This window comes from Candidatus Poribacteria bacterium, assembly GCA_021295755.1.
GTDB lineage: Bacteria > Poribacteria > WGA-4E > WGA-4E > PCPOR2b > PCPOR2b.
Window position 1 is genome coordinate 2,584 of sequence record JAGWBT010000093.1, and the last position, 11,959, is coordinate 14,542.

The window sequence follows — 11,959 nt, forward strand, 5'->3', positions numbered from 1 at the left end:
TATATTTCGTAGGGAACGGAGCTCTCCGTTCCATTTGTCTTAAATCACTGGGGTAATGCGTCCGAAGCCCATCAAAATTGGCTCAATTTTCAAATGTCAACACGCCCTAATGAACCGACAAAAAAAACAACGAGGCAACAGATGGTAACTTATGTCGGATTCGACTATTTCCCTTCGTCTTTGAACGCTGCATACAGATCCGCCACATCTGCCTCTGTAGCATCTCCATCGTGAGCCAAGATTCGTATTCCGAGATCTAGTTCATCGCCTCGATTCAGAATCCCCTTCTCTCTCATAAATGGATTCACCAGCATCGTCCCGTAGTCGAAACAGAACCATTCGATGCCAGTGGTGGAGGCGTGTGGAATCACAGTTATCCCTGCTTTTTGAGCACCCACCGCGGGCCCCGATATATCAACCCAGTCTGCAAGCTGGTTGCAGACCGCTTGCTGACCAACCCTGCCTTCCGAATCAATTAGTGTGCCGCCATTGGTGGGACGCAGCTCATCTGCCATCCGAATCGTAAAATAAGCGTGGCGCGTCGTGCCAATGGTGACATCCCAGTCAGTTGGTCTCAGCTGGGACCGGATATCTATGACGTTAGCAACTTCGCCCGGATAGATGTCGATGGTCCGCGTCTCCTCAGCCAATACCCGACGACCAATGTCCGCCGGTGCACCCCACTCTTCAGGACCTTGCCATTGAATACGCTGCACGACCCGGAGATGGTTCTCAGAAATTTCCTCGCTGTCAACCCCAACGACCCAAATTCTACCCGGGGCGCGCCCTTGGAAGATGTTGTTGACGTAAAAGTTATACGTTGCCTCCTCTACTAATGTAGAAATCGCTGGAGAGAGTGGCGGCAACTGAACAAAAAAGACATCAGCACTGACGGTGATGGAATTGTGGTGTGGGTGATCTACCGGGCTTTCAGACGTCAGGGATACACCCGCAGGGGAGTATACCGGGAACAGATAACACCGGTGAATGCCCTGAGTCAAATCGGTTATCGCGCGTCCCTTCCAACGAATCTTGACGCTTGTAAACCGGGGCGCAATTGACTTGGGTTCAGGGCGTTGATGTATATCGACGTGGAAATGCTCCATTTTTTCCCTCTCTATTTTTGGTTGAGTTTTCTTGCTCAACTGTGCATTATTTATTCAGGTGGAATTGCTACCGTTTGACCGGTCTTGGACGATTCAACCGCTGCATTGGTGATCCGAATCGAGTTCAAGTTATCTCGCCCGGAGACTTGCGGTTCGACACCTGCTGCAAGCGCACGTTGCATCTCGCCCATCGTACCGCCCCACGCATCGGGAAACCAGCTGCCGTGAATATGAAATATCTGCCGCCGGTCAGGATCCACTTTGAACGAGATGGTGAGTTCCGTCCGTCCATCTCGGAGAGGCCCATACCGGGCAATCGAAGCGGAGGCATCTGTGCCATCAATGTGCCACAAATACGGGCTATGGTGAAGCGCCGGCGCGATGTTATTGAAATGCAGTGTAGACATCAGGTCAGCCGGTTCATATTCGCAAAGGATTGAGTAAATCATCGGGTCCATCGCATACTGACCCGGAACACGGGTGGTTGTTGTTTTCACCCATCGCGGCGTCCGACCGGTAAAGTAGCGGGAGAGATCAACGTAATGAATCCCGTTATCTATGATAGTGAGATCGGGAGTCGTCAGCCACGTAGAATCGATGGTGTCTTGGCATTGGCGGTGGACGTGTAGGACACTGTATAGGTGACCGAGACAGCCACGGTCAATCAGTACCTTCATCGCGGTGTGATACGGTGCCCAACGTGCTTGCTGGTTGATCATCAGTGTGATACCGGCTGCCTCACATACCTCCACAATGCGTTCCGCTTCCGCTAGCGTCGGTGCTAGCGGCTTTTGAGAAAGAATGTGCTTACCGGCGGGTGCCAACTGCTCCACCGCTGCCAAGCGATCTTCCGGGCGCACTGCGAGATCAACAATATCGACATCACGCCGATCAATTATCGCTTCAATATTGGTCGTCCAGAAGGGGATACTGTATTCTTCGGCAACCGCTCGCGCTTTCTCCTCAATAACATCGCAAGCCGCAACGACGCGATATCCGAACTTATGATAGGCGGGCAGATGTGTGTTCCTGGCGATGTTCCCACAGCCAACGATGGCGATACCGTAGCGTTCTACAATCTCCTGTGGTGGGGCTGCCGGAAGGTAATCCTCTGGGTGTAGTTCAATCTGTTGCATAGCTAAGTCTCCGTGCGATTAAAAATTGTCCTTTTGGGCGAGATGTGCTAAAATCCCAAAGCGTATGGATAGCAGAATAGAGAAACCGAGTTTTTGACAAAAACTCGGTTTCTGGCGCTTGTGTGGTCTGTGGACACTGTTATATTTATAGATGGCGATTTGGCTATAATTAACGGGGCATATTCACGTCCCGCAGCTTTCCAAAAATGTGCGTGCTGCTTCCAGTGCCTCCTCTGGTGTACGGATCTGTCCCTCAAACTGGAGGTCTTCAACATGCCTCAAAATACGCCCAATTTTGGGGCCGGGCATCATCCCAAAGGTTCGTAAGATATCGTCACCGGTGATTAATTTGCCGCGCTCTATTATTGGACCAATTTCGTAATGATAAAGATCTGCGATCTGCTTCATCATTTCATCGGTCTTGTGTATATTCTCCTGTGATGATCGGAGATTTGCATAAAATAACAAAAGGACACCTAACCAGTCGTCTCCGGTGTCCCTTAAGAAACGAATCGTCGTCCGACGCTCTATTTGATCGTCAGTATCGATCAAAGCCATCAAGGACAGGTGATTCTGTACAAGGCAGCGCATCAACTGTGCGGCTTTTCTGCCGAGCCGCAAACGATTCATTATTCGGACAGCCATTTCTGTCCCACCTTTGTGTAGTAAAATAGCTAGCTTAAGAATCTGGCGTCGGCATAGATCATAGATCAGTTCTTCACACAGGTATGCCTCAATCTGCGGTTGATATGATAGGAGTGGATCTGGTGTCGGTTCGGTCTCAAACATTTCGAGACCGAACAGCGAGTGATCAAGTGTGTTCTGCCCCAACTCCTCAATTTCTGGGATAATTTCCGAAAGGAGACGTGTTTCAGCCATGTGGCGCAGATAAGGGGCTGCGTTTTGAACAGTTAATATCTTAATCAATTCATCGCGAATGCGTTCAGATGAAACTTGTGGTAACCGATTTCTATGTCGGCGAATGAGATCGATTGTCGGTTCAGGGATTTCAAACCCCAACTGCGCCGCAAAACGGTATACCCTCAGCAACCGCAGCGGATCATCTATTACCACCCCTTCGCTTGCAAAACGCAACGTTTGCTCCTTGAGATCGCAGAAACCGCCGCACGGATCTATCAAATTCACCGCCGGTTTTGCCAAGAGTGACGAAAGATCCAGTGCCATTGCGTTGATTGTCAAATCGCGCAGCCGCAAATCTGCCTCCAAAGTCTCGGCACGAAATCCGGCGAAATCTAAAGTGAGTCGTGTTTCCCTGATGACAATCCGTGCTGTCGGTGGCTGTTCCTCTAATCTTACAAACGCCTCGCCAATTTTATCCGCAAAGGCCTTGGCAAAAACAATCGCATTATCAGCAAGCGCGAAATCAAGATCTGTGATAGACTGATTAAGCAGCAAGGCTCGGACGGAACCGCCGACGAGGTAGAGTTGGACCCCTCGCTTTTCCGCGAACGTATGGAGTTGATGGATTAGCTGTGGCTGCGGTAGATTTTGACGTAAGGATATGCTTGGAATAGATTGCATCTTGTTAATATTTCAATATTGGACGATTGGCTACAAATTTAATTTGCCAAAAACTGATGGTCGTTGGTATCATTGTGTGCAACCATTAGAATTATAACAATTTGTACGTGATTTTTTCCGGAACAAGCACCTGCGTTGTTGGCGAAATAAAATAGATTGTCTCTTCACATTCAGAGCTGAGCGATGAAATATAGGGTAAAATCCTCATAATTGTCCCACCACATTTTCCTGTCATCTCCGATTCAGAGAGGAAAAATGTTAAGAGCAAAAAAGCGAACAATGGGCTCATGAGCCAATCCTGTTCGGAAAGGGCGCACAGTGCAAGGACAAAAGCAAGCACCCAAAGACTTACCACGGGTTCGCATCAGCTCCCGTCTCTCAAAAACGTGGATAAAAAGCCAAGAAAGCAGACGGCAAGCAATCAGGCACTTACCGGAATTTAATATACAGCATAGTGGGCGCCGGGCCGTGCGTCGACGACGGCGCCGGTCCGCATTGGCTATCGCCCTCATATTGCATCTAGTCACTGCGTTTTTTGTCATACAATCGATTCGACAGCATATCGTAGAAGACGACGTCATCCACGTTGAGTGGATTGAATTGCCGCCACCAGCTCGTACATTGGTCAAGACCCGCCCAATCGAAGCAGCGAAAGCCCAAAACGATACAAGGACAGTGCCCACGCAGGCAAAGGTGATAGTGCCGGTACTTTCAGATACCAATACCCAAGAACCGCCTCCGTTAGAATCGGATGTGCTCCAAAGTTTGGGAGTTGGCGAAGTAGAGACGCAGCAACGCGGCGATACGGAAACGCTTCTCCCTGACCCCTCGACAGGACGCACGCTTGACAGGGGCAGTTATACCCGTTCTGGTAGTGGAAGAGGTGCGAGTGCTCCAATTATTGGACGCACGTATGGAGAAGAGAAGGGAGGCACATCTTCAGATTCAGGCTCAGATTTGGCACTCGCTCCAGATGAAGCGCTCGAGTTGTCGGATGAAAAGCTAGTCCCTGAAGATCGCTTAGGAGCAATTCTGGAGGGAGAAGGTATGGACATTCGCGGGCATATTCGCCTAGTTCGGCTTAAACACTCCCTTTCTGACTGGTGGCAAGATCCAAGTGCGATACCGAGTTTTGCGAAGTGGCTTGAAGATAATACCAACCTCCGCGCCGATATGAAATATGCAGGAGGGGCGCTTCATCTAACGGATCCGCGTATCCTTAATGCGCCGATGGTTATCATGACAGGACACGATAAGGACATGGCTGTTGGACACAATCTCGCCACACCGGATCGTAAAAAAGCGACGCTAGCACCACACTTCACCTCGGAAGAACGGGCAGCGCTGCGGAAATATGTCATAGAGCGGGGTGGGATGCTATTTTACGACGACTGCGGGTTCAACGGGTTACTCGCCGCAACGGTGGCTAATGAGTTGTATAGAACCTTTCCCGAATATCCCCTGCAGAACCTAATGCACACGCATAAAATCTATAGCATCTACTACGATCTTCCCCTGCCCCCGACAGGTGGCGATGTTTTCTGGAAGTCTGAAAACAAAGCGAAACTGTCGAAGTTCAAATACCAAAAAGGTGTTACTATTAACAATCGGCTCGGCGTCGTCTATAACCGCAAAGACTATCTGTGTGCGATGGAGACGGTGGAGATCAGTAGTCGAACCATGTTGCGGATGCGTCGCTCGAAAGATGTCCATCGGTTCATGACAAATCTGCTCATTTATACGATGAAATACGGCGGAAATACGGACCGTTCAGGGTATAAACCGTAGTCATCATCGCCAGAAAACCTTGACCCCCAATTCGTCTGCGAGTGCTGCCAATGATTTCAGGTGCGTTGGATGCAGCGGGATGCCGTTACGCAGCGCATCCTGCTGATGCAGCCACTCAAGTTCACCGGGAAGATAGATTCGTTCAACGACTTCGGCGCGTGGAGCGTTGCGGACAGTACGAATCTCTGCATCCACCGCTTCCGTAAATTCGTCTAACGAACAGAAATTGCTGACTTTAATGGCAAAAAAGAAATGCCCCCGTCTCGCTAGGTCGGGCGGTGTCTCCGGCGTCCGATTGCAGGCAGCCGGTCCTCCGGTCATCACGCCGCTGAGGATGCTCATCACAATCGCTAAACCGTGCCCTTTATACCCACCAAAGGGCAGCATCCCACTCGCTTGAGTTGGATCCTGTGTCGGTTTACCGTCCGCGTCCAACACATAGCCGGGCGGCAGCTGTTTCCCCTCCATCGCATACGTTCCGACATGGCCCCACGCAATCTGCCCAACCGCCATATCCAACACAATCGGCAGCTCTGTTTTAGTCGGTATCGCGTAACTAACAGGATGATTACCGAGCAGTCCCGACATCCCACCATGCGGTACGACACTTGCCCCACCCGTTTTGGTAGTGCTGAAGCCGATCATTCCCTTCGGTAACGCCATCATCGCGAAACACGCCGCTGCGCCGTAATGGTTGCTATTGCGAACCGCAACCGATGCGAACCCTGTGGTCTCAGCTTTTTCAATCGCCATATTCATTGAGTATATCCCGGCGACATGCCCAAGACTGTTATCCGCATCAACGAGCGCGGTGCTCGGCGCGTCCATTAGAACCTGCGGTGTCGGCTTCGGATTAATCTCGCCGTTGAGAATGCCGCGCACATAGCCGGGAAGCGCGCGGGTCCCGTGCGAAAACACACCTCGCTCGTCGGTATCAACCTGCATCCCGGCAACGGCATCAGCCTCCGCTTTAGGAACACCAGCGCTTTGATAGAGGGTGCTTGTAAACTGACGAAAGGGTTCAGATTTTATTCGGATCTTGTTGTTCTGTTGATTCATATTTTCTCCTTAACTCAAAAGAAATCATAGGAGGGGTGAAAATATCCTATTTTTGAGTCTAATGATAACCGGTTTTCCATACTAAGAATCTTGAAGTGATCTGCAATCTGAAAAAGTTAGGTGCAGCTGGGACGCGCGGATGTGAATCAAAGATTTACTAAGCGACTTGCCGAACTACACGGAAGCCGAATGTGTAACACGCGATGTAGTGCCGAAAACGGGCGGCGGTTCGCACGCTGCATGCACTCCTTTGACCGCGATACCATGAACCACCGCGCACCACGTAATACTCACCGCTATCAGGACCTTGGGGATTATGAGACGGGGCATGGTGATAGTAGTCTGTCGCAAACCAGTCGTGGCACCACTCCCAAACATTGGCGGCGCAATCCATGACGCCGTAAGGCGACCCACCCTGCGGATAGCTTCCCACAGACGTTGTTCCCTTCCCTGTAATATTGCATTTAGCTTCATCGAATTCATTCCCCCAGGGCCAAAATCTTCCGTCGCAGCCCCGCGCTGCTTTCTCCCACTGCGCTTCGGTCGGCAAACCGATTTCGACACCCGTTTCCCGGCTGAACCACTCACAGTAGGCGAGGGCGTCCTTGCGCGTTACGCACACGACGGGGTGGTCTAGCCGTTCCTCAAGTGGTGCTTCTCGCAGCTTATACCAGATCGATTTGCCGAGTCCATCCAACTCCCGTTCTGTCCGATAGCCGGTGTCATTGACAAACGCCTTGAATTGCCGGTTGGTCACCGTATATTTCGCAATGGTGTATTCGGAGAGATAGACTTCTCGTTCTGGCTGCTCACGCGCAAGCCACTCATCGGGAAATTCGGAGTCAAGCTCCTTGATGTGATGCTCCTGCGTTCCATCCGATCCCATGATAAACTTGCCTGCGGGGATGGTGACCCATTCCATTTCGTCCGGTTTTGTGATTATACGTTCCAGCATCGTAGTTCCTTCAAAAATAAGTGTTATATGAAAATTACCGCAGCCCCAACTGCTTTCTTATATGCCTTGCCAATCTTTCATCAATCTCGGAATGCCTTGGAACGGGTTGTCTCTGTCCCGTTTCAGGATTAAGATAAATGTCATGTTTTGCACCATGTCTTAACATAACACATCCCTCTTTCAATAGCTGCCGGACAAACTGTCTTCGCTTCATATTGCGATTTCTTTTACCTCATATTCTTCAGGCACATCATCCATAGCCATTAAAAGATAGGCGTCTTTTATATTTTCTTCCAATTCCTCAAGAGTTTCCCCTTGCGTCATTATTTCTGGGTGTTCAAGGAGTTTTCCTAACCAGAATTTGTCTGATTTCCAGTAGACCATTGTCATTTTAGGTTTCATGGTTGCATCTCCGATTGATAACATGGTATTTGTTAAAGTGTGAGAATTGGCATCATGGCAATGCTGTGATGTCTTGAGTCTGTGATCTAGTTAGCATTTGGCTCTCACTTTCTTCGTGTTTGTGAATCGTAAATCAGAAACTGAATAATCGGTTCCGCGGTTTTCGGCGTCAAACCCGACCCCGGTTTCCGCATCATTTTGTAGACATATTTGCGCCACACCTCCGCGGTAAATTCTGAGTTAATTGGGCGGGCGAGAGTATGGCAACGACTACATTTTCGCTCGAACAGCTTATAGTTTTCCTGCATCTCTGGCGGATAGTTAGACATCTCGATAAAGTTGGGCCCCTTGTCCGCCGGATAGATTTTCGGGGTCGCCTGTGGCATCCTTACCAGTGAAACGGTTATAATTACCATTAAACCAACTACCAATACCACTGAAATCCAAACGACGGGTTGACGCATCTATCAGTTCTCCTAAGAATCTCAATTGGATATACTCTAATACGCGCTTTCGGTTTCTGTCAATTCTTTTTTCACCCAATGAAAATGTCCATAGATCCTATATCAGTTCACTACTTCCAATACAAGCAGGTCAGCGGTCATGAGGGAATCGTTGGACGGTTGTCTGAGGCCGAAATTGTGAATCTGCTACCCCGTGTCGTCGAGGTTGCGACGCCGGAGATCTACCCGCCGGGAAGCATCGTTTGGCATGTGGGAGAATTAACACCCGAAGAAATCGACCGGTGCCGGTGGATGACCTTTCTGACGCAGATCAACACGCTCGTCTGGGAGGAGGGGGAGGCTGATCGAGACCGGCAGGTAGCGGAGATTCTACGGAAGGATTACGATGCTTTCTGTGCCTTCGTTGAATCTGGTGTCTACCAGCCGATCCTCACGCTCGACAAAGACTGGATTGCCACAATCGCGCCACAGGCGTTTGATTATCAGTCTCCGGCGAGGCAGTCTCCATACCTGATTCGTGCGATGCTGAATCTCAGTTGTAACACGAGACTCGTTGAGAGTGTGCTAGATCCAATGGGTGGCTACGGGCAGACACTTTTCGAGTGCGTGTTAAGAGGGATTGATGGTGCGACGCTAGAGATTTCTCCAACCGCCTCGAAGCGGAGTGCCGAGAACCTCCGAAAACTCTTGCAGCGCCTCGGGCGGCGTTTTGAGGAATCCCACGATGGAACACGCCATCTTTTCATGACGCACGGTTCTTCCCAAAACCGATATCAGATCATCAATGGCGATACGCGAGAGGCACATCGGCATCTACCTAATCAGCAATTCGATAGTTTAATCACAGATTTTCCTTACGGTGTCCGGGCCGGAAGCCGAAACGAAAAACTTAACCCAATCTCGTTAGATGAGCTGCTAGATGCCGCCCTACCAAGTTGGAAACGTTTACTCAAGCCGAGTAGGACGGTTGTGGTGGCTTATAACTTAAACACATTGCCACGCGAAACAGTGCTTGATCTGATTCGGAGACACGGATTTCGCCAGCGTTTCGCGGATGTTGACCTACGTGAGCGGATCTCCGGTAGGATCCATCGGGATATTGTAGCGTTTGAAAAGGCATGAAATAATCTTAGCAGGGAACGCAGATCTGCGTTCCCTACACAACGGGTTCACCGATAATCGGGCACCGGCACAACCGCTCCATCTCTTTCAGCAGAGAGATGTGCACAAATCCCCGGCGCAGTGTAATCCATCGCTTCGTAAACATCAATTGGCGGCTTCGTATCGTTCAGGATAGATTCCATGAACCCGTCAACAATTCTGCTCTCAGCGACTCCGTGACCACTGTCGTCACTTGTGAAGGGGGTCATCTCTCGGTCGGGAGCGATTCCCCGGAAGTATCCACTCACTATCTCCTTATATTGGCGTTTGCTTTCTAACGCGCCCTTTGTGCCGTAGACGACATACCAATGAAATGCCGGGTAGCGTTCAATCGAGAAGCCACACAGAATCTTGATGACCGCGCCGCTTTCCATCTGAAACAGCCCAACCTCAAGGTCAATTACGCCGAGATCCGGTGCGATGTTAGAGCCGGTATTTAACCCGGTCGCCGCTATGCACCGATCTTCCATCAGGAAAAGTAGAGGGCCAAGGCTATGTGTACAGTATTGGATTGGCGGCATCTTAGCTCGCCACGTCAACGTCCCGTCCTCACGCCGCATCATGCCTCGGCAGTCGTGAATATATTCGGCTTCGGCGTAGATAATTTTCCCAAGTTCGCCGTCACGAATCTGCTCCTTCCATGCGAGGTGCATGTCGCTATAGCAGCAGTTCTCAGCGAGCATATATTTCAAGCCTGTCTTTTCGACAGTTTGAACAACCGCCTCACACTCTGAGAGTGTGTATGCCGCCGGTACTTCACAGAGGACGTGCTTCCCACCTTCCAATGCGGCGATTGTGTGGTCAGCATGTTGCGGCATCTCCGTGCAGATGACCACGATATCCAGATCGTGTCTCAGGAATTCCTCATAATTCGTGTATCTTGACGCATCGACCGGGCAGTCAGTCGCTTCCAATCGAGATGTGTCTGCATCGCACACCGCGACCACCCCCGCTTGAGTTTGATCCGAAAAACGGTCTAGGTATACACGCCCACGCCCTAGCCCCACAACGCCAACCTTTAGGTCCATCAATCTCCTCCTAGGAACAGATAAATCCCATTTCAATGACTGTGCAAGATATGATATGCAGCGATTCCCAGCGACACATGAACGTTCAGCGAAGCCCCCTTACCATACATCGGAATATAGATTGTCATATCGCAGGTAGCGAGGGTTCGCTTTGTCACCCCGTGGTCCTCATGTCCAACGATTAGACAGAGCTTATCGGGATATTCGGTCTCATTGTACGGCACAGATGCTGCGGTTATCTCCAGTGCACAACTAACATAACCCCGCGCTTTGAGGTCAAAAATTGCGTCCGCTGCCTGTTCCACATAACTCCACTTCACCCGTCGATCTCTGCCCCGTCCGACCTTCCGAATCAGCGGGTGCGGCGGACGTGCGCTAATCCCTGTCAAAATGAGTTGGCGCACACCGGTTGCGTCCGCAATCCGAAACGCAGATCCAACGTTGACCGGATCTTCGACATCCTGCAATATAAAAATCAGTTCTTTATTCGGACGCGACGCCTGTTTGAGAAAATCCTTGAGCGGTTTGCCACGTAACTGTTTCAAGACTCAATCTCCCTCCTCCAATACCTCGGGTTTCTCCCTGTCTTTGCCGGCAATGTAAAGAACACAAAGTGTCACAACTATTGCAATCGCCATCCATAAAACGCCCCACACAATGGTTGGAATATACGGTGTTACCTCTTCGTGGAGCATACGGGCATCGGATCGGAGATGGGAACGGTCTATAATATCGCTCTTGATGTCGAGAATCGCATAAAGACAACTGGTCAAGCCAATAACTCGTAGCAGCCACTCATTAATCGACTCTGGAAGAAATCTGCCTACAAGAATCAGTATCCCGCCGAATCCAACGCCGAAAAGAAAACCGAAACTGTTTCGCAGATAGAAAACTGAAATAAGGATCATACCTATACCGATAACGGCGCTGATTAATTTACCCAAGTGCGTCCTCGCCGCGAGTATCAGAATTAATCCACCCCACATTAGGCTCCCAAGATAGCCGGCGGTGAGTGTCCAGAAACGTGAACCGCCTGCCGTGATCGCATGTCCACCCTCTTGCTGAACAACCTGAATCTCTTTGATACTACCACCTGTCGCGAGCGCTGCTAGGCCATGACTGACTTCGTGCATAAAAACGACAAAGATCTTGAGTGGATAAACAAACTCTGTATTCCACAGAAAAGCGATGACGATGAAAATACCGATCAAGCGAATGTCTAATCGTTTAAAGAATTTTATGATCATATTTGCTTTCGTGAACTTTTAGTTGATATTCAGGGGTGGATGTGCTATATTTGCCAAGTATTCGCATCAAT

13 protein-coding genes are annotated in these 11,959 nt (G+C 50.0%); 2 read left to right on the plus strand and 11 right to left on the minus strand.

Annotated elements, in window-relative coordinates:
* Window positions 1-164: 164 nt before the first annotated feature.
* From J4G02_14070 to J4G02_14080, 3 genes are all read right to left on the minus strand, one after another.
* On the minus strand, window positions 165-1,106 hold the full coding sequence (locus J4G02_14070) for a PmoA family protein (GenBank protein MCE2395701.1): 942 nt from the start codon (window positions 1,104-1,106) through the stop codon (window positions 165-167).
* A 50-nt stretch (window positions 1,107-1,156) separates the two neighbouring features.
* Window positions 1,157-2,242, minus strand: a complete 1,086-nt coding sequence (locus tag J4G02_14075; GenBank protein ID MCE2395702.1) for a Gfo/Idh/MocA family oxidoreductase — start codon at window positions 2,240-2,242, stop codon at window positions 1,157-1,159.
* A gap of 183 nt (window positions 2,243-2,425) precedes the next feature.
* Entirely contained in the window at window positions 2,426-3,784 is a 1,359-nt protein-coding gene (locus tag J4G02_14080) for a CCA tRNA nucleotidyltransferase (GenBank protein MCE2395703.1), read from the minus strand.
* A 318-nt stretch (window positions 3,785-4,102) separates the two neighbouring features.
* Between J4G02_14080 and J4G02_14085 the strand changes: the two genes are divergently transcribed.
* Window positions 4,103-5,572 (plus strand): DUF4159 domain-containing protein, encoded by a 1,470-nt coding sequence (locus J4G02_14085; protein ID MCE2395704.1) that lies wholly within the window; start codon window positions 4,103-4,105, stop codon window positions 5,570-5,572.
* A gap of 3 nt (window positions 5,573-5,575) precedes the next feature.
* Here the strand turns inward: J4G02_14085 and J4G02_14090 are convergent, their stop codons facing one another.
* From J4G02_14090 to J4G02_14110, 5 genes are all read right to left on the minus strand, one after another.
* Complete coding sequence (locus J4G02_14090) at window positions 5,576-6,631, minus strand: Ldh family oxidoreductase (protein ID MCE2395705.1); 1,056 nt, start codon at window positions 6,629-6,631, stop codon at window positions 5,576-5,578.
* A gap of 157 nt (window positions 6,632-6,788) precedes the next feature.
* Window positions 6,789-7,586, minus strand: coding sequence for an SUMF1/EgtB/PvdO family nonheme iron enzyme (locus tag J4G02_14095; GenBank protein ID MCE2395706.1), 798 nt, complete (start codon window positions 7,584-7,586; stop codon window positions 6,789-6,791).
* Between the two features lie 34 nt (window positions 7,587-7,620).
* Window positions 7,621-7,800: a type II toxin-antitoxin system HicA family toxin gene (locus J4G02_14100; GenBank protein MCE2395707.1), complete on the minus strand. Its 180-nt coding sequence runs from the start codon at window positions 7,798-7,800 to the stop codon at window positions 7,621-7,623.
* Window positions 7,797-7,988 (minus strand): type II toxin-antitoxin system HicB family antitoxin, encoded by a 192-nt coding sequence (locus J4G02_14105; GenBank protein ID MCE2395708.1) that lies wholly within the window; start codon window positions 7,986-7,988, stop codon window positions 7,797-7,799. The genes J4G02_14100 and J4G02_14105 overlap by 4 nt, the downstream gene beginning before the upstream one ends.
* A gap of 104 nt (window positions 7,989-8,092) precedes the next feature.
* Entirely contained in the window at window positions 8,093-8,452 is a 360-nt protein-coding gene (locus J4G02_14110; protein MCE2395709.1) for a hypothetical protein, read from the minus strand.
* An 84-nt stretch (window positions 8,453-8,536) separates the two neighbouring features.
* Between J4G02_14110 and J4G02_14115 the strand changes: the two genes are divergently transcribed.
* Window positions 8,537-9,574: a hypothetical protein gene (locus J4G02_14115; GenBank protein ID MCE2395710.1), complete on the plus strand. Its 1,038-nt coding sequence runs from the start codon at window positions 8,537-8,539 to the stop codon at window positions 9,572-9,574.
* A gap of 47 nt (window positions 9,575-9,621) precedes the next feature.
* Here J4G02_14115 and J4G02_14120 read toward each other — a convergent pair whose 3' ends face one another.
* From J4G02_14120 to J4G02_14130, 3 genes are read right to left on the minus strand one after another with little or no spacing between them, the layout of a single operon-like run.
* A complete protein-coding gene (locus J4G02_14120) occupies window positions 9,622-10,641 on the minus strand; it encodes a Gfo/Idh/MocA family oxidoreductase (protein MCE2395711.1) in 1,020 nt (339 codons plus the stop codon).
* 32 nt (window positions 10,642-10,673) lie between these two features.
* On the minus strand, window positions 10,674-11,186 hold the full coding sequence (locus J4G02_14125) for a tRNA methyltransferase (protein ID MCE2395712.1): 513 nt from the start codon (window positions 11,184-11,186) through the stop codon (window positions 10,674-10,676).
* A gap of 3 nt (window positions 11,187-11,189) precedes the next feature.
* On the minus strand, window positions 11,190-11,888 hold the full coding sequence (locus tag J4G02_14130; protein ID MCE2395713.1) for a M50 family metallopeptidase: 699 nt from the start codon (window positions 11,886-11,888) through the stop codon (window positions 11,190-11,192).
* Window positions 11,889-11,959: the final 71 nt, after the last annotated feature.

Coding starts and splice junctions, on each gene's coding strand:
- J4G02_14070 (MCE2395701.1), bottom strand. CDS start 1,106: ATGGAGCATTTCCACGTCGATATACATCAACGCCCTGAACCCAAGTCA.
- J4G02_14075 (MCE2395702.1), bottom strand. CDS start 2,242: ATGCAACAGATTGAACTACACCCAGAGGATTACCTTCCGGCAGCCCCA.
- J4G02_14080 (MCE2395703.1), bottom strand. CDS start 3,784: ATGCAATCTATTCCAAGCATATCCTTACGTCAAAATCTACCGCAGCCA.
- J4G02_14090 (MCE2395705.1), bottom strand. CDS start 6,631: ATGAATCAACAGAACAACAAGATCCGAATAAAATCTGAACCCTTTCGT.
- J4G02_14095 (MCE2395706.1), bottom strand. CDS start 7,586: ATGCTGGAACGTATAATCACAAAACCGGACGAAATGGAATGGGTCACC.
- J4G02_14100 (MCE2395707.1), bottom strand. CDS start 7,800: ATGAAGCGAAGACAGTTTGTCCGGCAGCTATTGAAAGAGGGATGTGTT.
- J4G02_14105 (MCE2395708.1), bottom strand. CDS start 7,988: ATGAAACCTAAAATGACAATGGTCTACTGGAAATCAGACAAATTCTGG.
- J4G02_14110 (MCE2395709.1), bottom strand. CDS start 8,452: ATGCGTCAACCCGTCGTTTGGATTTCAGTGGTATTGGTAGTTGGTTTA.
- J4G02_14115 (MCE2395710.1), top strand. CDS start 8,537: ATGTCCATAGATCCTATATCAGTTCACTACTTCCAATACAAGCAGGTC.
- J4G02_14120 (MCE2395711.1), bottom strand. CDS start 10,641: ATGGACCTAAAGGTTGGCGTTGTGGGGCTAGGGCGTGGGCGTGTATAC.
- J4G02_14130 (MCE2395713.1), bottom strand. CDS start 11,888: ATGATCATAAAATTCTTTAAACGATTAGACATTCGCTTGATCGGTATT.